This is a genomic window from Leuconostoc sp. DB-1, assembly GCF_013414845.1.
Classification (GTDB): Bacteria; Bacillota; Bacilli; order Lactobacillales; family Lactobacillaceae; genus Leuconostoc; species Leuconostoc mesenteroides.
Window position 1 is genome coordinate 681,350 of record NZ_JABFNJ010000001.1, and the last position, 22,058, is coordinate 703,407.

Below are 22,058 nucleotides of genomic sequence, written 5' to 3' on the forward strand. Positions count from 1 at the left end.
TATAGTTACAAAGTAGTCATTCCTTTGACAAAATGGACTGGTAAGGTGACGTGATTGTGGGACGCTGTAGTAGTAGTTTTTTGATTCATTTGTGATAATAATTTTTCTACTGATGATTTGGCGATTTCGGCAGTAGGCTGTTTAATTGAAGATAAAAAAATTTGTTGTCGTGAATAAATACGAGCACCATCAAATCCTATTATTTGTACATCTTTGGGTACATTAATTCCCTTTTGAGTAAGCAAAAAGTAAAAATCACTCGCGAATTCATCAGAATCAGAAAAAATACCGTCGTAGTTAAATGTTGTATTTACAGTATTTTTATTAATGAACGTAGCAAAGTCGTCCACAAAATTGGCAATGTCACGTGTTACAAATTTATCTACAGTAATATTGTGTTCATGACAGTAGTCAAAAAATCCTTGTTCACGAATAGCTGATATATTTCTCACAGGCGCCTTTGAAATAAATAAAAGTCGTTTAGCACCAGACTTAACTAGAGTTTCTCCCGCTAGCTGTCCTCCAGAATAGTTATCTGAAACAACCAATGGCACTTGATCGGAAACTTTTTTTTCAATGGAAACGAGCGGTATATCTGTTGCAATTAAATTAGCTGCATCAGCGTAGGACATCGTGATTAATCCTGCAACTTTTTGTGTATTAGCCATCTGTATGTATTCGATTTCATCTTCTGAGCGATTATTCGAGTTGCATAATATCATTTTATAGCCATTTTTTTGCAACTCTTGTTGCATGTAGTAGCTCAATTCCGAAAAAAACGGTGAGTTGACTGTCGGAATGATGAAAACAACGAAATTTGATTGGCTAGTTTTTAAAGAACGTGCCGTAGCATTTGGCACATAGTTTAGCTCCGCTATGGCTTCTGCTATTTTTTTCTGTGTATTAGGCTTGGTTTTTTTCCCATTAATGTAATTAGACACAGAACCTCTAGAAACACCAGCTAAGCTAGCCACATCGTTCATATTAACCAATTTCAAATACCTTCTTCAATAAATTATGTAATAAAAAAGTGCCTAATTGGCACTTTTACAATTATTATGGTGTAAACCTTCCTGATAACATTTTATCAAATAATTCTGACATTTGTTGTTGTTTCATGTTTTCTATTTGCTTCACTTCTAAATGATTGAAGTCTTCTATCATGAAGTAGGCTTCTAAATACAGTGTCAATTGATTTTTAATAAATCGTTGGTTTGTTAGCTTCTCTGGACGATTTGTGTTGCTTATTAGAGCCATCGCAAATTCGTGTGGATCAATAGTAAAGTTTTTCTCCATGGTCGTTATCCTTTCTGATTACTCAATGCTATCTTCCAAATTTTCTCTAGCATGTTTGGCATCAATATAACGTGTCATTTCTAATTCTTTTTCGGGAGTCAAACGATAGAAGAGTATTAGTATGAATGAAATGACTAAAGCGACTAAAGGAACCCAAACATAATTTGCTTCGATGCTAAATAGTGCTGCTGCAGACTGGGATTTATTTGGCGCATAGTGACCAAGTGATAAAAGCATACCTGTAATTGCGCCACCAATACCCATGCCAAACTTGGCGGTAAAACTTGAGGCAGAGGTTACAATTCCTTCAGCACGAACGCCATTTTTCCATTCCCCATAATCAACTGAATCTGCTAACAAAACGGCAATTAATGCTCCAACAAAACCATTTCCAAAGTTTCCAATAATCGTACCAATAATTACTAGTGGAACATTCAGTAATTGTGCACCAAGACCAAGGACTAATTGACCCAAGATACTCAGGGCTAGTCCTGATAGTATTGTCTTCTTTTTTCCTATTTTCATGACAATTTTAGGTGTTAAGAATACAGAAACTAATCCAACAGCATTGAAGAACAATGCTAAGGAAGCGAGCCCAGGTTTATCTAAATTGTATTTAAAGAAGTAGATGGTTACTTGTCCTTTTGTCTGCATACCCAACCAATAAATAAAGTTTAAGCCAACAACAATAACCCATGGCCAATTATTCCTAAGTGCTTTTAAAGATGTTTTAATTGGAAGTGCTTGTTGTGATTGGCGGGTTTGTACATGCTCACGTAGGTTTGCAAACACAACCAGGTAAATGATGAAGAAGACGGCCGCTGCCATGACAGCAACCCAGAAGAAACCCCGTCGTGGGTTATTTGCCCCTCCAAATAAGGTGACAAGTGGTAAAGCAATAACTGAAATAAGTGTTCCACCAAAGTTTGAAAATAGCGACCTGATTGTAGAGAGTAAAACACGTTCATTTGGATCTGTTGTCATACTTGGCAAAATTGAGGTCAGTGGAATATTGACAGCTGAATATAAAACGTCAATACCAATATAGGTGACATAGGCCCAGACAATTTTCCAATTCATTGGTAAGTCTGGTGTTGTAAAACATAAAATAGTGAAGATCGTAAATGGAGCATTAAACCAAAGAAAGTAGGGTCGGCTGCGACCCCATTTTGTGTGCGTATGGTCGATCATAATACCCCAAAATGGTCCATCAAGTGCATCAATTACACGTGCAACTAACATCAATGTGCCGACGGCACCGGCTGTGATGCCAAAGACGTCAGTATAGAAATACATTAAATATGTGCCGATTAAGCTAAATGTAAAACTACAAGCAAAATCACTAGCACCATAACTTAAGCGTTCATTCCAAGGCAATTTTCCATTGCTTTTTTCTACCGTAACTGTTCCATTACTAGACATGTCATACACCTTCCTTTTTTATAGATGCAGTGTGGCTGAGGTCAAAGTATACAGGTACACTTTGACCTCATATGGTTTTAATACTTGATTGTCATTTGTTGGATAATTTTGAATAATTAACTTGCTTTCAGAGGGTACATCATATTGGCGTGTGACCGAATGAGAGGTGAAGTTCGCAATGACGAACAAGGTTTCGTTTTTGTTTTTTCGTGTATAGGCGAAGACTTCCTTATCTTCTTCGTTTCCTTTGAATAAATTGAAATCACCATCGGTAATCACTGGTAAAGTATGGCGTAGTTTGATCAACTTTTGATAAAAATAAAACAGTGAATTGGGATTTGATAATTCATCTTCTGCGTTAATTGATTGATAATTGGGGTTCACAGATAGCCATGGTTTGACGTGACTAAAGCCTGCGTAAATATCGCTATTCCATTGCATCGGGGTCCTTGAATTATCACGTGACCGTGCACGAAGATATGTCATCATATCTTGAGGTGTAATTAATTTTTCCTTTTCAACTAGCTCTTCATATGCATTAATGGATTCCAAATCTTTATATTGTGACAATTCCTGAAAACCAGCATTTGTCATCCCTAGTTCCTCACCTTGATATATATAAGGTGTACCTTGCATGAAATGTAAAAGGGCAGCCAACATTTTTCCAGAAATTTCGCGATATTCTTCTGAGTCGTTGCCAAATCGTGATATAGCCCGGGGTTGATCATGGTTATTCCAATACAAACTATTCCATGCCTTACCATACAGCGACTTCTGCCACTTGGTCAAATTATCACGTAATTTTTTCAATGACACGTGGTTATCGGACCACTTTCCGAGTGCTGGGTTGTCGTTTCCATCCAAGCTAACATGTTCAAACTGAAAAACCATGTTTAGTTCTGTTCCATCTAAATTTGCATATTTCTCCGCTTCTTTTGTGTCGACTCCGATAGTTTCACCAACTGTAATCCAGTCATGCTTTTTCAAGACATGTTTGTTCATTTCAGTTAGATAGTCATGGATATGTGGCCCATTGGCGACAATTTCAGCAGCATCACCATATAATTCTGAACCGTGTATCCGACCATCAGGTAATCCTGTTGGTTTTGAAATAAGGGAAATGACGTCCATACGAAAACCATCAATTCCCTTTGTAGCCCACCAATTCATCATGTCGAATATTGAATGCCTGAGCTCTGGATTATCCCAATTCAAATCGGGCTGTTCTTTGGCGAATAAATGCAGATAGTACTGTCCAGAACTTTTGTCAAGTGTCCATGCAGGGCCAGAAAAGAAGGAGCCCCAGTTGTTTGGTTCATGATCATTAACTGGGTCACGCCAAATATAATAATCTCGATACTTATTATCCGTACTTGTGCTGCTGATGCTCTTTTGGAACCACTCATGTTCAAAAGAACTATGGTTAACCACAAGATCCATCATTATTTTTAATCCACGTTCGTGGGCTTTGCCTAGTAGTTCTTCAAAATCATGCATGTCGCCGAAAGTAGGGTTGATGCTTTTATAATCCGAAATATCGTAACCACCATCAATATTGGAGGTTTTATAGACGGGATTCAACCATATAACGTCAACGCCTAGTTTTTCGATATAGTCAAGACGATTTATTATGCCTCTCAAATCACCTATACCATCGCCATCGCTATCTTGAAAACTTTTTGGGTAGACTTGGTATACAACAGCATTTTGCCACCACATTTTCTTATTCATAAGATCTCCTTCTTCATAAATGGAACGTTCCAATTATTTAACACATAGTATAAACCGAATATAATATAAATGCAAGCGCTTACATTTCGAAAAGACTTTTTCATATTACAGTGATGAAAATAGCAAAATTTAATTGAAAAATTAGGGATAATAATGTACAATTCAGAAAGCATGCATTCGGTTGTTTTCTTGATAGTGATACAAAACAATTGATTGATGTATATATGAACTGAAATAATGCATAACTAAATATAAATTTTTAAGTCTATGAAAACCAATGGTTATAAGTTGAAGGGAGGTATCGTTGATTGCGTTTCAAAAAGATACTAACATTGTTTGTTTTGGCAGTAAGTCTGTTTACAGTCACCTCATTGTATCCGAGTCCAGTTAAAGCAGACACAGCGAATAATTACAATATTACAATTGATGGTAACTTTGAGGATTGGGCAGACAAACCTAAGACAGATATCTTCTTTGACTATAACAATGGCAATGTTACCAAACAGGGTTCTTTTTTATCTGACGATAAGTACTTATATATTTATATTGATATGGATCCTTATAACAAAGGACACAATTATAGGTTTCAAGGAAGTGGTTGGAATGTCCAAGTTGGTAACAATATTACTAGTTTAACCTTTTCAGTTGATGGTGGAATATGGTCTCTTCAACCTGGTTCCAAAGCTGCTATCTCTTCTGTTTGGTCTTGGAGCAATAATGATCCTGATAAATTATTTATCAACCAACAAATTCCAGGTGTGACTGGTTATGTTACCACTGAAAAATCGAGTAATGGATGGGCATATCGCGATCGTGCAGAGATTAAGATCCCATTAAGTGGCTTTTTAAAAAATTCAGATATGGTGCAAAGCCTCATAATCTATGATACCGATAACATGGGACAACAAAAAGTAACGGTAACTGGTGCTAGTACGGGCGGAAATCTGATCGTTTTAAGCGGTTTTATTATGGCGATTCTGTTAGTTTTATTTGGCAAGTTTTTAAAAAATAGAAAGAGAGGCTAATTTTCTTGAGTATCTTTTTATTAATTAGTGGTGTTATTTGGCTATATGCTTTATCTGTTTTTAAAAGAGCCAAGCTCCCAGCTTTTTATTTTATTGTGGGTAGTGTGGGGCTATTTTTTATTTTATTTTTCTTTAGTAAACCTTATTTTATTTGGATAATGGCGCGAGCGGTTACCATTGGGGTTTCTTTAGTCGCACATCCCTTAAATTTAGCCACTGTATATTCGGATTACGGTTTAATTGCTATTAATAATGGGTTTAACGCCATTACAATGTCAATTGATTATGAGTGCTCAGGAGTCATAGAAACAGCAGCATTTTGGGCTTTATTAGCATTTTATCCTATGTATCAAGCTAAAGAAAAAGTTGTGCTAGCCTTACTGGGCTTTTTGTGGATGTACGTTGCAAATGTTATTAGATTGATTTTGATTGTACTAATTGTTCATACTTTTGGTGTGGATCATTTCTTTTTAGCTCACTCAATTATCGGTCGAATTGTATTTTATATTTTTGCCGTGTTCTTTTACTACAAAGTATTTACATACGGTTATTTAGCAAAAAATAAAAAGAAGGTGTAAATGAATTACCTATTTTTTTCAACGTTAAGTCAAATGGGATTCTGGATAACTTGGCTACTGATTCCTATTTTAGTAGAAACAGTTCCTGCAATTTCATCTTTTGTTAAAATATTTTTTTATACGATTGGTAAGCCAAAATCTGAAAAAGATCCAAGTTTCTGGCCTTTTATTTCAATTATTATTCCAGTATATAACTCTGAAGATACGCTGTATGAATGCATTCAATCAGTTTACCAATCGACCTATCCTATAGATAAAATTCAAGTGATAGTGGTTGATAATAAAAGTCAAGACAAAAGTTTTAAAGCTTTTCAATCTGCACAAAACAGTTTTCCAAAATTAAATATGCAGTGGATGAAAACAGAGCAAGGAAAAGCTCGTGCGCTAAACTCTGCAATTTATAGTAGTTCTGGTGCGTATATTATTAACATTGACAGCGACGGAATTTTAGAGCGCAATGCTTTAAAAAATTTAATCAAAAAGTTTGAGAGTGATACAACAATATCTGCTATGACAGGTAGTATACTGACACAAAAATCTTTGATTAAAAGTACTAAAAATGTTGGATTGAAGTGGTTGCAGCGCTTAGAGTACTTCGAGTACGCGCAAGCTTTTATGTCAGGCAGGAGTATTGAATCACAAAACAATCACTTATATACAATGTCGGGTGCATTTTCAGGATTTCGAAAAGATGCATTAATGAAAACCTTTATGTATGATGTATCAACTGTCGGCGAAGACATTGATATTACCTTTCAGGTTAGAGACAAAGCGAAAGGAAAGGTTATTCTTTGTGCAGATGCTTTCTTTTTCGTTGACCCAATTGAAAGCTGGAATAAATTATATACGCAACGACAACGTTGGCAGCGTGGCCAAATTGAAGTATCGCAAAAGTATTCTGGAAATCGTTTGGGATTAAAATCATTTTTCTCAAATTTTTTGGTGAGAAGACTAATCATTGATCACACATTTATGTTTCTAAAAACAATATGGCTCTTCGCAAGTATTGCGCTATTGTTTTTAAACTATTCACCGTTATTGCTACTACTATCATATGTTGCCATTTATCTTCTATATGTTTTTATGAGTACAATGGTTTTTGTTAATGTAAACATGATGCTAAAAAAATTTAGTGATGAGCGAACATTTTATTTTTCGCTATTCGATTGTGTATTTTGGATGCCCATATATAATTTTATTTTGTCTTGGGTACGCTTAATTGGCGTAATTAATACAGAATATCTTTCTGCTAAGTGGGCTACGAAAAATTATCATGAAGAATTCAAAACAGTAGGAACAATTGTTAAGCAGGACTTTATTAAAATTAAAGGAGGTAGAAAAAATGAATTTAGTAGGTACCTATCATTTGAAATATTACATCCATGCTAGCCATGCAATTAGATGGGAAAATGGCGAAGGTGACGAACACGCACATTCTTGGGAAATAGCGGTAGAGTTCCGTTCAACCAACGAAAACATGATTGTATTTGATAAAATTGAGAGCTCTCTAGATGATCTTTTTAAAGCATATTCTGGAAAATTTTTGAACACGGTTGAACCTTTTACCACAATAGATCCTACTTTAGAAAATATAACAAAGTTCTTTTTTACGTTAGTTGAGAAGCAAATTTTACCTATGCACGCACAATTAAACAAAATTGAGCTCGGTGAATCGCCAATGAGATTTTATTATGTGACCCGAGATGACATGAGTGGTGAATAGGATATGAAAAAGAAGATATTTTCTTTGGGAAATGCTACTATTCTGATTTTATTTTATTTACTTTTTGGTGTTACCTATCTTTCAGCGATTCTATCAGATAATTTTACTATCGGCGATAACTTAAAAAGAGGCACAACAACTACGTTGGGATTGCTTGTCTTTATCAGCATAATACTATTGTTCATAAGCCTAATTTATTTTTTACCTAAAGTCAAAAAGGCTGTTGTATTTGTTTTTAAACAACATAAAAATATTACATCAATTGCGTTATTTGTATTGTTAGTTTTATTACAATTTTTGTTTGTAACAGTATTTCATCCTAAAATTGGCTGGGATCCTTCGGCATTAATTAATACACTAGATCATGTAGATGATGTAAATAATCGAGCATATTTTAGTTTGAATTCAAATAACTTGCCCATTCTGTTGTTTATGTCGTTTCTTTCAAATGTTTTTCAGTTGAAAACATGGTTGTTTTTTGATTATCTGACCATAGTCATGGTTGATCTATCGATTATTTTTTCGGTTGCCACCTCTTATATGATCGACAGACGTTACTTTGCAGTTTCTTTATATATTCATATATTAGTATTCGGTTTCTTTCCTTGGATAGTTATACCCTATACCGATACATGGGTCCTACCATTTGTATCAGCATTTTTATTTTTCTATTTCAGCGCAAAGAAAGTATCTAAACTATGGCAAAAAAATATATTAATGACACTCTTTGCTTTACTTGTGTGTGGAACGTATTTCATTAAACCATCCGCAATTATTCCCGCTATCGCAATCGGTTTAATTGAGACACTTAGCTTGTTTAAAGAAAAACGTGTGTTATTACCCGAAGTACTCAAAAAAACCAGTACAGTTTTGATAGTTATGTTTTCTTTTATTTGTTTATACACGATAACTCAAAATAAAATTGAGCATCAAACATTAATTCACGTCAATCGAGAGCGGGCTATCCCAGCGGTGCACTTTATGAACATGGGTATTTCTGGTGATGGTGGATATAATGCGCAGGATACTTTAAAAATGGGTGAGTTAGCAGCTAAGTCCGAAAAAATTGAGTATTCGAAACAAATGTATGTTAAACGATTAAAAAAGTTAGGTGTCATTGGCTATTTTTATTTTATAATTCAAAAGCAAATAAACAATACGGCCGATGGCTCGTTTGCATGGGGAAAGGAGGGGCATTTTATTCAGGGAGACCAAATTCCAAAATCCCACGGATTAAAAGGGGTGCTGGAAAATTATCTATATATATATGGGAAAAATGTGGCCGACTTTCGGTTTATTGCCCAATTCATTTGGTTGATTATCTTAAGCTGTATATTTTTTGGTTGGCATAATAAATCACAGACAACACAAACAATCAGATTAGGTATCACGGGAGCCTTTCTGTTTCTTCTTTTGTTTGAAGGAGGTAGAAGTAGGTATATTATCCAATTTTTACCACTATTTTTATTGGGCGCCAGTCTCTTGGTTAATGATTCGAAACAAATTATTAAAAAAATTATTGATGCTACGTTATTAAAACGAACAAACTACGAATCATAATAATTACAATTTTGATAGTATGATGTCACTGGTAACAGTGGCTTTTTAATTATGAAAGCGTGAAAATTAAGGTTATAATTATTTTGTTGGAAAACACAGTACGCAGTAAAGTTAACAGATTAATAAGTTTGTTAATTGTCAAATCATATTTTGAAACTTTACGTCAATATATGAGTCATCGAACGAAAAATGGAGAACATAAACGTATGACCAAACAAAAGATAGTATTAATAACTGGTGCTAGTAGTGGTATTGGGTATCAAGCAGCAGAAAAACTAAGCGCGTATGGCTTCAAAGTTTATGGTGCAGCACGCCGAATTGAAAAAATGAGTCCACTGTCTTCATTAGGAATTATTCCTCTTAAGATGGATTTAACTGATGAACATTCAATTAAATCAGCTGTAGCACACGTTATTAGTCAAGAGGGTCAGATTGATATTTTAATTAATAATGCTGGCTATGGTTCATATGGTGCTATTGAAAATGTCCCCATAGAAGAAGCTAAAAAGCAATTTGAAACTAATTTGTTTGGCCTTGCTACTCTTGTTCAACTGGTTTTACCACATATGCGTCATCAAAAATATGGTCGTATTGTTAACATTTCATCTATGGCAGGACGTATGACAACATATATGGGCGCTTGGTATCATGCCACTAAGTATGCTCTCGAAGGATTTAGCGATGCGCTACGCATGGAAGTCAAACCATTTGGCATTGATGTTATTCTTATTGAACCAGGTGGAATTAAAACTGACTGGGGTACTATTGCTGCAGAGAATCTTCGAAAAACTTCGGTTGATACACCTTATGCTGAACATGCTTTAGCAGCGTCCAAAAGAATGCATCAACTTTATACATCTAGCAGGCTAACAGATCCAGATATAGTTGCTTCAACAATAGTAAGGTCAGTGACTACTAAACGACCAAAGCCTAGATACTTAGTGGGTTATGGCGCAAAGATATTGATTAGTTTGCATGCCATTTTACCTACACGAATGTTTGATAAATTAATTCAAAAGGTTGTTTAAATTTTAGTCAACTACAAGGAGGTAGTTATGGATTCATTTCCTTTGGAAAGACCTTACATCACTATTACTAATGTCATCTGGAGCTTTGATTATGACACGCAACAGGTCAAAGTACTATTAATCAAGCGTGCCGATGAGCCATTTGAAAATTTTTGGGCGTTACCAGAAATATTGTTGCGAGAAGACGAAAGTGCACACGAAGCATCCTTACGGCTAATAAAAGAGAAAATAGGATTATCGCTTTCTGATGTTCATGCAGAGCAACTAGCAACATTTACAGCACCAGATAGAAATCCTGATTTTCGGGCGCTGTCGCTGAGTTACATGATATTTTTGCCAAAATACGTGAATCTTGTTCCTGGATCTGGTGCAATCGAAGCAGAATGGTTTACGCTAGAAAAGATTAAAAACAATTATTTTGGCCTAAAAAAGGGTGATTTGTTTTTTAAAACGTTAGCTGAAAATGAGTACGTAACAGAATTAGATTCTCAAAAGCGATTGGCCTTTGATCATAATTGGATTTTAACTGTGGCTTGCCACCGGATAGTCAACAAACTGAACTACCAGCCGACTATTTTATTAACATTAGGATCTTCCTTTACGCTGAAAACAGCTCGGCACGTCTATGGTATTTTTGGACAAGATGAGCCTGATAATTCTAATTTTTTACAAAACAACAAAAAAATATTTGAATTAGTTGGAGAAGTTGATAAAAAAGGGCCGGGGAGGCCAGCAAAAAAGTTTCGCTTGCTAATTTCATTTTAAAGATGTAGAATCTCTTTATAAATAATAAAAGTAAAAAATACTTTTATAAGGAAGAGGTTCTTTTTATGGATAAAAAGAGACACTTATTGTTCATTATTGGCACGGCATGGATGATTGACGCATTGGATGTTGCTTTGCTATCGTTTATCATGCCATTGATTAAAAATGAGTGGGACGTCGGTAGTACAGAATTAGGATTGGCCGCCGCTGTCACATCGATTGGCATGATTGTTGGGTCAATTGTTTGCGGTAAATTAGCTGATAAATATGGTCGTAAAAATATTATCATCGGAACGCTACTCATTTTTTCATTGGGTAATTTGGCGTTAATATTTGCGCCAAACATCTTGTGGTTTATGGTGATTCGTTTTATAACAGGCATTGGACTAGGTGGGGAGTTACCAGTAGCAGCAACGATTATTGCTGACAACTACACTGGTACAAAGCGATCACAAATGCTGTTATTAGCGGATAGTTTTTGGGCCTATGGTTGGATTTTAGCATCTTTGATTTCTTTTCTAATTATTCCTCGTTTTGGCTGGCGCGCTGCCGTTGCCCTTGCGGCTTTGTTTGCTTTTTATGCCCTAGCATTGCGTAAGCACTTACCAAATGAACCGATCAATAAGAAAAGTCACGAAGGCACTTTTAAAGAGCTTCTTTCCAGCAAACATCGATCAAGGTTAATTGTTTTAAGTATAATGTGGTTTATTGTGATGTTGACCTATTATGGGATCTTTTTGTGGCTACCTACTGTCCTAACCATGCGTGGTTTTTCAATCGTTAATTCATTAGGATATACGCTTATCATGAGTATAGCTCAGTTGCCTGGGTATTATTTAGCTGCCTACTTAATGAATAAGATGAGTCGGAAAAAGATTTTGGCAATTTATCTGTTGGGCACGTTGATTTCGAGTTTCGTTTTTGGCTTTGGTACTAATATAGCTTTAATACTAGTGGCCGGTGCCTTTATGTCTTTCTTTGACTTAGGTGCATGGGGGACATTAATCTCCTTGACTCCCGCACAATTTCCTGAGAAAATACGAGGTACAGCCATGGGTACCGCACAAGCAGTTGGGCGTGTAGGTGCCACGGTTGGACCATTCCTTGTCGGTTGGTTATTTGATTTCAAATTAGGCATTAGTGTCATATTTAGTGTCTTTGCAGTATTGCTGATTATTGCGATAGTGGTGTTATTGATAGGTGTAAAAGACAATCTAGAGGACGAGTATTGATTTTTACCATAGTATTACTTAGTTGTGTTGTACAAATTTATATGTTTTATACAAAAAACAATGAAATTTATATACACAAATTGTAAGCGTTGACATATAATATAATAAAGATAATTTATGTCTTTCAAAATTTAAACTGATAGTCAGAAGGAGAAAAAATGAAAGCAGCTGTATGGCATGGCGTTAAAGATGTTCGTGTGGAGGATGTTGAACTCAAACCAACAAAATCTAATGAGGTAGTAGTGCGTGTTGCTTATGCTGGGATTTGTGGCAGCGACTTACACGAGTACCTTGAGGGCCCTGTATTTATTCCCGTTGATCAACCAGATGAATTGACTGGCGGTCAAGCACCATTAACGATGGGACATGAGTTTTCTGGCGTTATCGAAAAAGTAGGTCCTGATGTGGCTAATTTTAAAGTTGGGGATCACGTTTCAATTAATCCAACTGTCACAAAGGGAATTTCTTCTGATGATTTGGATGTTTACGATGGCTATAGCTTTATTGGTTTAAGCACGGATGGTGGCTTTACATCATACGTGAATGTACCAGAAGATAACTTATATCATTTACCTGAAGAATTCTCATTGAAATTAGCAGCTACTATTGAGCCAACTGCAGTTGCGGTCCAAGCTATCAAAGAGGCTGATCTTCGATTTGGCGAAAAAGTTGTGATTTTTGGTGCTGGACCAATAGGTGTATTAGTTGCTGCTGCTGCGAAGGCAGCAGGGGCTACTAAAATCGTGGCTGTAGATTTGTCAGAAGTTCGCTTGAGAAAAGCGCTTGAAATGGGCGCAACAGACGTGATTAATCCAAGTCAAGTGCCAGACACTATTGCAGCTATTAAGAACATTATTCCTGGTGGAGCGGATGCATCATTTGAAGTTGCCGGGGTACAACCAACCTTTGAACAAGCAATAGATGCAACACGTCCGCGCGGAAGTGTCGTTATTGTTTCAATTTTTGCAAAGCCAATCAGCTTTAACCCAATGCAATTGATGAATGCAGGTGTTAAACTGACCACAACAATTGCTTATTCAAAAGAAACTTTCCAACAAACTGTTGCTCTTGTTAGCAGTGGGCAAATAAATGTAGAACCAGTTATTACGGATACAATTTCATTGGACAGTATTGTTTCTGATGGTTTTGAGTCATTAACAAGCGATAAATCGCAGGCCAAGATTTTAATTGATTTAAGTAAAGATTAACTACTTTAAAATATCGAAGCATACAAGTTGCTACTATTCTTACTTTTGTTTAGGATAGCGGTAGCTTTTTATTATGATTTACACATTTAGCTAATTAATATATAATGAAAAGAGTTTAACTTGTTTTTTAGAATTTATAACAGTTATGGGGAAGAGTAATGGACGATGTTAAAAACTTATCCAGCGTATATTGGGTTAATATGCTGAGCAACAAATTTGTTTTTATTTTTAATTTGGTTATTCCGACTATTTATTTTCTATATATAAATATCAATTCTTTCACGCGTGACAGCGTGACGTTTAACCACGAAACTTTCAAGGTCATTGGTTATTTTTGGGCTTACATCATTTTAGTCACAATTTTAAATAATGTGATTGTTGGGATGATATCTCAAAGGGAAAGCGGATTTTACAAACAAACTTTCTTCATTGTCGGATCTAAATACAAAATACTGGGTGCTAATTTTCTTGTCCAGTTATTAGTGTTGAATATTGAATTACTGATCTTTAATTTTGTGGTCATGTTTACTGCTCATTATTGGAGCATAAAGCTATTATTAGCTGGCATAATGGCTTCTATCGTTGTTTCATTACCGATTGCTTTTGCTGGTAGCATATTATTTATGCTTAAAATTAAAATAGAGTCAATAAATATCCTGGTGAGTATGTTATTATTTGGTCTATTTATTGGGATGCATGTTCCAAACAATAGGGAAAACTTAATTACTACCTTTACTTCGCTAATTAATCCGCTTTCATATATTACTGAAGTGAGCTATCAAGTGCTATTATTTTTATTTAATGCTAAATTGTATTATTCGGAGATTGTCGTTTGTCTATTAGTCACACTTATTTATGTTTTAATTGGTTGGTACTCTATTTCAAAATTATCAGTAAACGCAGTGGCCGATCGAGTCTAAGCGGGGAGAGTAAGTTATGCAAATAAAAAAATATTCACTTCATTTTGGGAAAAGGATTCTTGCAAAAAATCTTGATGTTATATTAGCCGAAGATAAAATAAATATTATCTCCGGTGGTAACGGTGTTGGAAAAACTACTTTTTTAGATTTTCTTGCTGGTGTCGGGCCCAAGACAGCGACTGGAGAAAAAATTGGTGTTCCTGCCCAACGCGATATTGCTTACCAACTTCAGAACATACATTTTTTTCCAACACTAACCGTCAAACAAACTATTGAAATGTATCGTCGATTCGGTAATTCGTTGTTAGAAGATAATGAAAGCTTTAAAAAAATTAAGCAGACAGTTTTAGACAGTATCTGGCATTTAAAAGTTGGCCAACTTTCTGGCGGAGAAAGAAAAATTGTGTTGACTTATGGACAGTGTCTACTCAATAAAAATTGTATATTTTTGATGAACCGACAAGCGGGGTAGATACTACAAACGCTAAAATTATATTAAAGCTTATTGCAGCTTTAGTTGTAAATAATGAAAAAACAGTGGTTATGACATCGCACAATTTGGACCAATTAGACAGCCTCCCATTTTCTAAAATAGATTTTTAACACAGTTGGATGCTATTAATATGGTAATATAAAGTTAGATTATGTAATTCATAACAAATGGGAGAAATACATGACTATCTTTGAGGACATTAAAGCAGATAAGGATAATTTAACTTACACAGAAAAAGGCTTAAATCCTGTATTTTACACACCTCAGAGCGCGAAAATTCTGATTATTGGTCAGGCTCCTGGTAAAAAAGTGCAAGAAACAGAAATCATGTGGAATGATGCTTCTGGAGATAGACTACGCGAATGGTTGGATGTTGATAGAAAACAATTTTACGATTCTGGTAATTTTGGATTTATTTCGATGGACTTTTATTACCCGGGGAAAGCAAAATCAGGTGATAAGCCACCGCGTGGTAGTATAGCAAAAAAGTGGCATCCAAAGCTTATTGCTTCAATGCCTAATTTGCAGTTAATTGTTTTAATCGGGTCATATGCTCAAAAATACTATCTACACTTGGCTCGCACAGAGAAAATAACTGATGTTGTTAAAAATTATAAATCTTATTTGCCAAAATATTTTCCTATCATTCACCCATCGCCAAGGAATAATATTTGGCTTAATCGTAATCCTTGGTTTGAAAAAGAGGTAGTACCTCGCTTGCAAGCCAAAGTTAGTGACACAATTAAAGAAAAGTGAAATTGTGCGACTATCTGACTGAAGTATAAAAAGATATTTATTTAAAATAAAAGGAAACAAATAATATGATAGAACAAAAAAATCATACAAAGCAGATCACTATTTTAGCAACCATCATTGCTTTCAATATTGCATTATCTTACATTGTTAAGATACCTGTCCCGGCGACAAATGGATTTGTTAACTTGGTTGAAGCTGGGATATTTTTAGCTGCCCTGCTTGGTGGTGCACGTAGTGGATTGATCGTCGGTGGCTTAAGCGGTCTGCTGTTAGATTTGCTTGCTGGTTATCCACAGTGGATGATTTTTTCTTTAATTATTCATGGGATAGAAGGATTAATCGTGGGCTATTTTGGCTATAAGAAACATATTACCAGCCAAGTCATTGGCTTAATTATTGGATCATTTATTATGGTGGTTGGGTACATGTTAGCTGGTGCTATGTTGTATAATTGGACAGCGGGATTGGCGTCAATTATCGGGAATATCGCACAAGCAGTGATGGGATTAATCGTTGCATTAGTTCTTGTTCCAGTATTTAAAAAGCTACCACAGGTTGATTTGAAAATTTAAGCTTTTTTGGTTAGCTATTGCTTTTTCCGGTTGATTGAAGACCTTGTATAAGAAGAACAACAAAAGTTACATTTATATGATATAATTACAAACGAACTGGAAAACTGGAGCTAGGGTTCCGCAATATGGTCAGTGACCGAGGGCTCCATCTTTTGAAATATTCAAAAGGCACCTATTGATATAAAAAATCCGAGGGGAAAGGTTTAGCGTTTTTACTGTACGCTGATTCTTTCCTCTTTTTTGTTGTTTTTGACTTCGGTGGAGTAATAGCTGAAAAATAACGTAAAATTCAAAACTCAATATTTTTGCTATATTGAAAAGTGCAATAAAAAAACATTAAGAGAATACGAAGAGGTAAAAGATGATGAGAAAAATTGCTTTTTTTGATTTAGATGGAACGCTTTGTTCAGATGGCGATTTACATGTCTCTTTGGAGATCAAACAAGCGTTTCAAAGCATGCGTGAGAATGAAATTGAACCTGTTATAGCAACGGGCAGAAGTTTTTACGAGGTACAGCATTTACTGACGTTTTTAGAAGTAGAAAATTACATTCTGTCTAATGGTTGCTATGTCAAATTCAAAGGAAAGCTAATTCAAAATGCGACTATGTCGATTGTTGAAATTCAGCATATATTAGCAATAGCCAATGAGTACAATATTGGTACAGGTTTTTTTAACCAGAACGGTTTTGCTCTAACAATGGATAATCCGATCGTGCAACAACATATGAGAAGTATGGGCAGTATGGATATCGAGTTCAATGAGAAGTTTTTTGTAGAACAACCTGTTAACTTTATGAATTTATATTTAAACGCCAAAACCGAGAGGGTCATTAGAGAGAAAATTATTGCAGTTTCAGATATTGAACGCTATGCGCCGTTGGCCATCGATATCCTACCTAAAGGAGTTTCTAAGGGGCAAGCAATTAATTTGTTGCTAGAAAAGGTTAGTGACAGTAGGGTGACAACTTATGCATTTGGTAATCAAAACAATGATATTTCCATGTTCAAAACGGTGAATTATGGGATGTCTATGAAAGAGTCTACAGCGGAATTAAAGAAGTTATCTAGCTATGTTGCAAAAACAGATAATGGCGTTTTGGAAGGCTTAAAACATTTTAAGTTAATATAAAAAACTTTCGAATAATCATTCAAAAGTTTTACGGTTAAAAAAATAAATGAGGCCGAACAGTGATAAAGTTAAACTACCTAAAACACTGTAGGTCCAACTACCCCAAGTGCTTACAAAAAAGCCAAAAATAAATGAACCTACCGGTTGAATGCCATCAAAAAATAGAAATGTAAGTCCAAAAATTCTTCCCAAAAATGAGATGTCCGTTTCTTCTTGAATAAAAGTAATCATACTGCCAAAGAAACGTGATTGTATCAAACCATATACTAGTGCAATGATAATCCAACTATATATCGAAAATTTTAGGCTACCTAGAATAAGAATAATACCATAACAGATTTGTTCAGCAAAAATACGATTTGAAGAAATTTTTTGTTTTTGTACTGTTAACCACAGACCGCCTACCAGACCACCGACAGCTGCACAGATCAAAAACAAACTATAACTAGAAGTGATTTTGGAAAAGTAGTGGCTACTTATATAAGGTGTGGTGAGTAGGAAGCCAGCGCACACAAAGTTAAAAATACCCATGGAAGACATATATAGAAGTAATTTTTTGTGTTCGAGCACATATTTGAACCCGCTAATGGTACTTATTAAAAAAGATTCAGATTGATGGTTCTTAACTGATGGTGTTGGCTGGTAAGTTATTAATAAATTAAAAAATAGTGCTATAAAATATGAAGCAGCATTAATTAAAATAAATTCACTAAAATCAATGCCATTTATTGCCAATAAAACGCCACCAATAACTGGGGCGATAATATTTGCAAGACCAAAGAAGGTATTTGAAAGTGCGTTGAATTTTTGCAAATAATTCCCGTTGATTACTTCAGGTACAATTGATTTAGCGGCTGGATAGTTCAGGGCCAGCATTAAATTTAGTATAAAAGTAATCAAAATTAAAAGCCATATTTGGGGAGTGTTATTATTAATTAGAAAACTACTGACGACACAAACCAAAGTAGCAATAATATCAGTCCATATTAAAACATATTTTCGATTGTGTTGATCTACTAGTAAACCGACTAATAAATCGCCGATCAAGAACGCAAAGCCACCAATTCCCTCGATGATACCCAGTAGTTGCGTAGTGCCAGTAGATTTTACTATTAGCCAGTTTAGCCCTAAAACATATATAGCTGAGCCGATTTGTGAAAAAAATGGGCTTAACATTAATGAAACGTAGGTTCTTTTCAAATGATTTGTCATAATAAAATCCATTTTAAACAAATACTTTCAGTAAAACAATATAAATTAGATATGTTCTCTTTATGCAAATAAAAAAGACCATCTTTCCTCAGAAATTAATGATCAATGGTAAGATAATTTTTATTGTGTTTCTAATTTAAAGCATCAATTATAGCTTCATTAAATGATGGAATGTCTTTTGGTTCTCGGCTAGTGATGAGATTACCATCAATAACCACTGGCTTATTCTCTATACGGGCACCGGCGTAATAAAGATCTGGTTGTACTGTTCGATATGCTGTCATGGTTCGACCCAATACTAAGCCAGTAGGAATCATCAATTGTGGACCGTGGCAAATACTAAATAATAACTTATTGGTTGCCAAGAAATGTTTTGTAAAATTAACAAAGCGTTCATCGGCTCGCAACTGATCTGGAGAAAAGCCCCCGGGAATGAACAATGCGTCAAAATCAGATGGCGCTACATCGCCGATTGATTTATCAATGTCAATTTTGGTGCCATGTTTTCCTGTAACAGCTTCAGTACTAAAACTGATTGTTGTAACTGAGGCACCACTTTCTTTTAGTGCTTTGACGGGGTCAGTGAATTCAATATCTTCGACTAAGTCGGTTACGAGAACAGCAACTTTTTTACTCATGACTAATTCCTCCTTCTATAATTAATTCAATTGTAACGATAATTGATATAGAATGAAAACGATATGTCTTGTAAATAATGAATAAGTCATTATCTTTGTAAACGTTTTCTGTTGGTGGTATATTAACATCAACAAATTGAATGTGTCACTTTGTTGAGAAAAATTTCTTTTTTTTATATAGAATATTCAAATCGACTGCTAGCACAACAATTGCGTGTTGTGCTTTTTAATTTAAAAAATTTAAATTTTAAAGATATAGTAGTCAGCATTCGGCACGCACTCAAAAGGAGATGGAACAATGGCATTATTATCTGAAGAAATGAAAAAAATGATTGACCAACAGCTACCATTTTTAGCGACTACCGGAGGAGATGGATCGCCACAAGTCGGTCCTAAAGGATCAACTCGTGTGTATGATGATGAACATCTGATTTACTATGAACATACATTCAAACAAGCTTATGCAAATTTACAACAAAATGGTTATGTGGCAGTTGCAGTTGTGGATTCTAATGTAGAGAAAGGGTTCCGCTTTGAAGGAACGGCCGTTATTCATGAAGATGATGACTTTGCTAATGACATTTTAGCCAAAACAAGCATATTCGATCGTTTTCCAAGAGCGGCCGTCGTCTTGATAAGTATTGATCGCATCTATAAATTGGATAATACTCTGGAAGCTGGAGATCGCATTGCCTAATAGTCAAGAGAATATGGAAAAGGAAAATGTCATGACAAAGCCTATTAACCATCAAGTGATCAAAACAGAAGCATCAGGAATTCGTCTTGTCTTGGACTTAGTAAAGAAACCTGCTGACCAAATGATTGAATTAACGGTTGGCGAAATCGATTTACCTACGCCCGCAGCAACTAAAGAAGCAGGTAAGCAAGCAATTAGTAATAACGTGACAAAGTATACCGAGAATATGGGATTCCTGTCGCTTAGAAGAGTGATATCTGATTACATTAAAAAGTTTTATGAAGTAAGTTATTCCCCAGAAAGCGAGATACTTGTGACTGTTGGTGCCAGTCAAGGTATTGACCTCACGGTTCGTGCGCTCATTAACGCCGGTGACGAAGTCCTTCTAATTGGGCCTGCCTATCCAGCTTATATACAAGCAGTAGTTCTAGCTGGGGCAATTCCTGTCGTGGTTGATACTCGTTCTACTCATTTTAGATTATCTCCAGAGCAACTTGAGTCAGCAATTTCAAGCAAAACAAAATTAGTTATTTTGAACTACCCAAACAATCCAACAGGTATTGTGTTGTCGAAAGAAGAATTGAGTTCACTAGCGTCAGTTATTCAACAAAACGATTTATATGTGCTGACAGATGATGTTTATCAAAGACTAACATATGATCAAGATTGTGCGCCATCAATTGCCAGCGCATCATTAATGAAAGAGAGAACAATAATAGTCAACGGTTTGTCGAAATCGCACAGCATGACAGGCTGGCGTATCGGCTATTTAGCTGGTCCTAAAGTACTAATTCAAGAAATCTATAAAATACAGCAAGCTAATGTTGGTTGTGCATCAAGCATCTCACAAATGGCTGCCCTAACAGCTTTAACCACCGATATTGAAGCACCAAAAACATATATTAGGGTGTTTAGAAAGCGTAGAGACTATGTTTTGCAGCGCTTAGATGAAATGTCCTTAAACTATACTAAACCTGATGGTGCTTTTTATGTGTTTATCGATGTAAAAGCATTTGGCATGTCGTCTTGGGATTTTGTTGCATTCACTATCAACGAATCTGATCTTGTTTTAGTACACGGTTCTGCTTTTACGGAGGCCGGTGAAGGATACGTGCGGCTATCTTTTGCAAATGAAATGCAAGTACTCGTTGAAGCGATGAATCGTTTAGAGAGAACGGTAGATGTTTTAACGACAAAAAAATCCGCTCATTTAAGTTGACAAAATAAATACAAAAGACTATCATTGTAAGCGGTTACACGTAGTGGTTTATCGGTACACTAAGAAAGGAAGAAAATGATAGATAGTCTATCTAATTTATTTGATCTTACAGGTCGAGTTGCGATAGTTACGGGTGGTGCTTCAGGATTGGGAAAATATTATTCTCAAGCTCTATTAGATGCAGGAGCTGATGTTTTTATAGTTAGCAGAAGTGAAAGAGGCTGGCCAGAGTTAACGCAGTTTGCTGAAAATCGTAATCGAAAAGTGCGATTTATGAGCATCGACATAACTGAAAGTGGCGCGGCAGAAAAAATTGTCAAAAATTGTGTTACAATTTTTGGTCAATTAGATATTTTAGTTAACAACGCTGGTATCCAGATTAGAAATAACGTGCTGGATTATAAGGATGAGGATTGGCGTAAAGTTATTGATATCAACCTAAACGCATTATACTTTTTGTCACATGAAGCCGCAAAATTCATGACAAAACAAAAATCTGGGAAAATAATTAATATTGGATCAATGCAATCGTTTCGAGCTGGAAAGTTTATTTTTCCTTACGCTGCAAGTAAACATGCAGTAGTCGGACTAACAAAAGCTTATGCAGATGCTTTAGCGCCCTATGGGGTTCAAGTCAATGCGCTGGCTCCCGGATATATTGATACTGAAATGACAAAGGCTCTCCAAAATGATCCAGAAAGAAATACCGAAATTCTAAACCACATTCCGGCAGGACATTGGGCAAAGCCATCGGAATTAATGGGTACGGTTATTTATTTAGCTAGTGATGCTTCAAATTATGTGAATGGCGCAACAATCCCTGTTGATGGCGGCTATTTACTAAGGTAAGG

22 protein-coding genes and 1 pseudogene are annotated in these 22,058 nt (G+C 35.5%); 17 read left to right on the forward strand and 6 right to left on the reverse strand.

Annotated elements, in window-relative coordinates; genetic code table 11:
- Nucleotides 1-5: 5 nt before the first annotated feature.
- The 4 genes from HFP47_RS03135 to HFP47_RS03150 form a co-directional block, all read right to left on the reverse strand.
- A complete protein-coding gene (locus tag HFP47_RS03135; protein ID WP_059442397.1) occupies nucleotides 6-983 on the reverse strand; it encodes a LacI family DNA-binding transcriptional regulator in 978 nt (325 codons plus the stop codon).
- A 73-nt stretch (nucleotides 984-1,056) separates the two neighbouring features.
- Nucleotides 1,057-1,296 (reverse strand): hypothetical protein, encoded by a 240-nt coding sequence (locus HFP47_RS03140; RefSeq protein ID WP_014324641.1) that lies wholly within the window; start codon nucleotides 1,294-1,296, stop codon nucleotides 1,057-1,059.
- An 18-nt stretch (nucleotides 1,297-1,314) separates the two neighbouring features.
- Nucleotides 1,315-2,718, reverse strand: a complete 1,404-nt coding sequence (locus HFP47_RS03145; protein WP_050895244.1) for a glycoside-pentoside-hexuronide (GPH):cation symporter — start codon at nucleotides 2,716-2,718, stop codon at nucleotides 1,315-1,317.
- An 18-nt stretch (nucleotides 2,719-2,736) separates the two neighbouring features.
- Nucleotides 2,737-4,449, reverse strand: a complete 1,713-nt coding sequence (locus tag HFP47_RS03150; protein ID WP_179876021.1) for an alpha-glucosidase — start codon at nucleotides 4,447-4,449, stop codon at nucleotides 2,737-2,739.
- Nucleotides 4,450-4,757: 308 nt separating this feature from the next.
- Here HFP47_RS03150 and HFP47_RS03155 point away from each other — a divergent pair, with 308 nt between their 5' ends.
- The 14 genes and pseudogenes from HFP47_RS03155 (at nucleotide 4,758) to HFP47_RS03220 (ending at nucleotide 17,441) form a co-directional block, all read left to right on the forward strand.
- Nucleotides 4,758-5,474 (forward strand): Firmicu-CTERM sorting domain-containing protein, encoded by a 717-nt coding sequence (locus HFP47_RS03155; protein WP_179876022.1) that lies wholly within the window; start codon nucleotides 4,758-4,760, stop codon nucleotides 5,472-5,474.
- A gap of 5 nt (nucleotides 5,475-5,479) precedes the next feature.
- Nucleotides 5,480-6,052 (forward strand): exosortase family protein XrtG, encoded by a 573-nt coding sequence (gene xrtG / locus HFP47_RS03160; RefSeq protein ID WP_014324645.1) that lies wholly within the window; start codon nucleotides 5,480-5,482, stop codon nucleotides 6,050-6,052.
- Nucleotides 6,053-7,441: a TIGR03111 family XrtG-associated glycosyltransferase gene (locus HFP47_RS03165; RefSeq protein ID WP_179876023.1), complete on the forward strand. Its 1,389-nt coding sequence runs from the start codon at nucleotides 6,053-6,055 to the stop codon at nucleotides 7,439-7,441.
- Nucleotides 7,395-7,775: a 6-carboxytetrahydropterin synthase gene (locus HFP47_RS03170; RefSeq protein WP_010295278.1), complete on the forward strand. Its 381-nt coding sequence runs from the start codon at nucleotides 7,395-7,397 to the stop codon at nucleotides 7,773-7,775. The genes HFP47_RS03165 and HFP47_RS03170 overlap by 47 nt, the downstream gene beginning before the upstream one ends.
- A 3-nt stretch (nucleotides 7,776-7,778) precedes the next feature.
- Nucleotides 7,779-9,335: a TIGR03766 family XrtG-associated glycosyltransferase gene (locus HFP47_RS03175; protein ID WP_179876024.1), complete on the forward strand. Its 1,557-nt coding sequence runs from the start codon at nucleotides 7,779-7,781 to the stop codon at nucleotides 9,333-9,335.
- Between the two features lie 206 nt (nucleotides 9,336-9,541).
- The gene (locus HFP47_RS03180; RefSeq protein ID WP_011679671.1) at nucleotides 9,542-10,363 is read left to right on the forward strand and encodes an oxidoreductase; all 822 of its coding nucleotides are present in this window, start codon (nucleotides 9,542-9,544) and stop codon (nucleotides 10,361-10,363) included.
- Between the two features lie 27 nt (nucleotides 10,364-10,390).
- Nucleotides 10,391-11,128, forward strand: a complete 738-nt coding sequence (locus HFP47_RS03185) for an NUDIX domain-containing protein (protein ID WP_179876025.1) — start codon at nucleotides 10,391-10,393, stop codon at nucleotides 11,126-11,128.
- A gap of 65 nt (nucleotides 11,129-11,193) precedes the next feature.
- Nucleotides 11,194-12,360, forward strand: coding sequence for an MFS transporter (locus tag HFP47_RS03190; RefSeq protein WP_011679673.1), 1,167 nt, complete (start codon nucleotides 11,194-11,196; stop codon nucleotides 12,358-12,360).
- A gap of 158 nt (nucleotides 12,361-12,518) precedes the next feature.
- The gene (locus tag HFP47_RS03195) at nucleotides 12,519-13,568 is read left to right on the forward strand and encodes a 2,3-butanediol dehydrogenase (RefSeq protein WP_014324649.1); all 1,050 of its coding nucleotides are present in this window, start codon (nucleotides 12,519-12,521) and stop codon (nucleotides 13,566-13,568) included.
- A gap of 158 nt (nucleotides 13,569-13,726) precedes the next feature.
- Nucleotides 13,727-14,488 (forward strand): hypothetical protein, encoded by a 762-nt coding sequence (locus HFP47_RS03200; RefSeq protein WP_042251808.1) that lies wholly within the window; start codon nucleotides 13,727-13,729, stop codon nucleotides 14,486-14,488.
- A 16-nt stretch (nucleotides 14,489-14,504) separates the two neighbouring features.
- A pseudogene (locus tag HFP47_RS03205) lies at nucleotides 14,505-15,091 on the forward strand (ATP-binding cassette domain-containing protein).
- Between the two features lie 70 nt (nucleotides 15,092-15,161).
- Nucleotides 15,162-15,737, forward strand: coding sequence for a uracil-DNA glycosylase family protein (locus HFP47_RS03210; RefSeq protein WP_025268045.1), 576 nt, complete (start codon nucleotides 15,162-15,164; stop codon nucleotides 15,735-15,737).
- Nucleotides 15,738-15,802: 65 nt separating this feature from the next.
- Nucleotides 15,803-16,309: an ECF transporter S component gene (locus HFP47_RS03215; RefSeq protein WP_011679677.1), complete on the forward strand. Its 507-nt coding sequence runs from the start codon at nucleotides 15,803-15,805 to the stop codon at nucleotides 16,307-16,309.
- Between the two features lie 361 nt (nucleotides 16,310-16,670).
- Nucleotides 16,671-17,441, forward strand: coding sequence for a Cof-type HAD-IIB family hydrolase (locus tag HFP47_RS03220; protein WP_179876026.1), 771 nt, complete (start codon nucleotides 16,671-16,673; stop codon nucleotides 17,439-17,441).
- A 15-nt stretch (nucleotides 17,442-17,456) separates the two neighbouring features.
- On the opposite strand, the gene HFP47_RS03225 is transcribed toward HFP47_RS03220, so the two are convergent.
- Nucleotides 17,457-18,665: an MFS transporter gene (locus tag HFP47_RS03225; RefSeq protein WP_050895346.1), complete on the reverse strand. Its 1,209-nt coding sequence runs from the start codon at nucleotides 18,663-18,665 to the stop codon at nucleotides 17,457-17,459.
- 119 nt (nucleotides 18,666-18,784) lie between these two features.
- Complete coding sequence (locus HFP47_RS03230; RefSeq protein ID WP_179876027.1) at nucleotides 18,785-19,291, reverse strand: type 1 glutamine amidotransferase domain-containing protein; 507 nt, start codon at nucleotides 19,289-19,291, stop codon at nucleotides 18,785-18,787.
- A gap of 298 nt (nucleotides 19,292-19,589) precedes the next feature.
- On the opposite strand from HFP47_RS03230, the gene HFP47_RS03235 reads away from it, so the two are divergent.
- The 3 genes from HFP47_RS03235 (at nucleotide 19,590) to HFP47_RS03245 (ending at nucleotide 22,056) form a co-directional block, all read left to right on the forward strand.
- Entirely contained in the window at nucleotides 19,590-19,988 is a 399-nt protein-coding gene (locus HFP47_RS03235; protein ID WP_179876028.1) for a pyridoxamine 5'-phosphate oxidase family protein, read from the forward strand.
- A 31-nt stretch (nucleotides 19,989-20,019) separates the two neighbouring features.
- Complete coding sequence (locus HFP47_RS03240) at nucleotides 20,020-21,207, forward strand: pyridoxal phosphate-dependent aminotransferase (protein ID WP_257229699.1); 1,188 nt, start codon at nucleotides 20,020-20,022, stop codon at nucleotides 21,205-21,207.
- A gap of 75 nt (nucleotides 21,208-21,282) precedes the next feature.
- Nucleotides 21,283-22,056, forward strand: coding sequence for a glucose 1-dehydrogenase (locus tag HFP47_RS03245; protein ID WP_218925552.1), 774 nt, complete (start codon nucleotides 21,283-21,285; stop codon nucleotides 22,054-22,056).
- Nucleotides 22,057-22,058 lie beyond the last annotated feature (2 nt).

What these genes read in the sequence shown, in the direction of transcription:
- HFP47_RS03135 (WP_059442397.1), bottom strand. Translation starts at nt 983, where the DNA reads ATGAACGATGTGGCTAGCTTAGCTGGTGTTTCTAGAGGTTCTGTGTCT.
- HFP47_RS03140 (WP_014324641.1), bottom strand. Translation starts at nt 1,296, where the DNA reads ATGGAGAAAAACTTTACTATTGATCCACACGAATTTGCGATGGCTCTA.
- HFP47_RS03145 (WP_050895244.1), bottom strand. Translation starts at nt 2,718, where the DNA reads ATGTCTAGTAATGGAACAGTTACGGTAGAAAAAAGCAATGGAAAATTG.
- HFP47_RS03150 (WP_179876021.1), bottom strand. Translation starts at nt 4,449, where the DNA reads ATGAATAAGAAAATGTGGTGGCAAAATGCTGTTGTATACCAAGTCTAC.
- HFP47_RS03165 (WP_179876023.1), top strand. Translation starts at nt 6,053, where the DNA reads ATGAATTACCTATTTTTTTCAACGTTAAGTCAAATGGGATTCTGGATA.
- HFP47_RS03170 (WP_010295278.1), top strand. Translation starts at nt 7,395, where the DNA reads ATGAATTTAGTAGGTACCTATCATTTGAAATATTACATCCATGCTAGC.
- HFP47_RS03175 (WP_179876024.1), top strand. Translation starts at nt 7,779, where the DNA reads ATGAAAAAGAAGATATTTTCTTTGGGAAATGCTACTATTCTGATTTTA.
- HFP47_RS03180 (WP_011679671.1), top strand. Translation starts at nt 9,542, where the DNA reads ATGACCAAACAAAAGATAGTATTAATAACTGGTGCTAGTAGTGGTATT.
- HFP47_RS03185 (WP_179876025.1), top strand. Translation starts at nt 10,391, where the DNA reads ATGGATTCATTTCCTTTGGAAAGACCTTACATCACTATTACTAATGTC.
- HFP47_RS03190 (WP_011679673.1), top strand. Translation starts at nt 11,194, where the DNA reads ATGGATAAAAAGAGACACTTATTGTTCATTATTGGCACGGCATGGATG.
- HFP47_RS03195 (WP_014324649.1), top strand. Translation starts at nt 12,519, where the DNA reads ATGAAAGCAGCTGTATGGCATGGCGTTAAAGATGTTCGTGTGGAGGAT.
- HFP47_RS03200 (WP_042251808.1), top strand. Translation starts at nt 13,727, where the DNA reads ATGGACGATGTTAAAAACTTATCCAGCGTATATTGGGTTAATATGCTG.
- HFP47_RS03210 (WP_025268045.1), top strand. Translation starts at nt 15,162, where the DNA reads ATGACTATCTTTGAGGACATTAAAGCAGATAAGGATAATTTAACTTAC.
- HFP47_RS03215 (WP_011679677.1), top strand. Translation starts at nt 15,803, where the DNA reads ATGATAGAACAAAAAAATCATACAAAGCAGATCACTATTTTAGCAACC.
- HFP47_RS03220 (WP_179876026.1), top strand. Translation starts at nt 16,671, where the DNA reads ATGATGAGAAAAATTGCTTTTTTTGATTTAGATGGAACGCTTTGTTCA.
- HFP47_RS03225 (WP_050895346.1), bottom strand. Translation starts at nt 18,665, where the DNA reads ATGGATTTTATTATGACAAATCATTTGAAAAGAACCTACGTTTCATTA.
- HFP47_RS03230 (WP_179876027.1), bottom strand. Translation starts at nt 19,291, where the DNA reads ATGAGTAAAAAAGTTGCTGTTCTCGTAACCGACTTAGTCGAAGATATT.
- HFP47_RS03235 (WP_179876028.1), top strand. Translation starts at nt 19,590, where the DNA reads ATGGCATTATTATCTGAAGAAATGAAAAAAATGATTGACCAACAGCTA.
- HFP47_RS03240 (WP_257229699.1), top strand. Translation starts at nt 20,020, where the DNA reads ATGACAAAGCCTATTAACCATCAAGTGATCAAAACAGAAGCATCAGGA.
- HFP47_RS03245 (WP_218925552.1), top strand. Translation starts at nt 21,283, where the DNA reads ATGATAGATAGTCTATCTAATTTATTTGATCTTACAGGTCGAGTTGCG.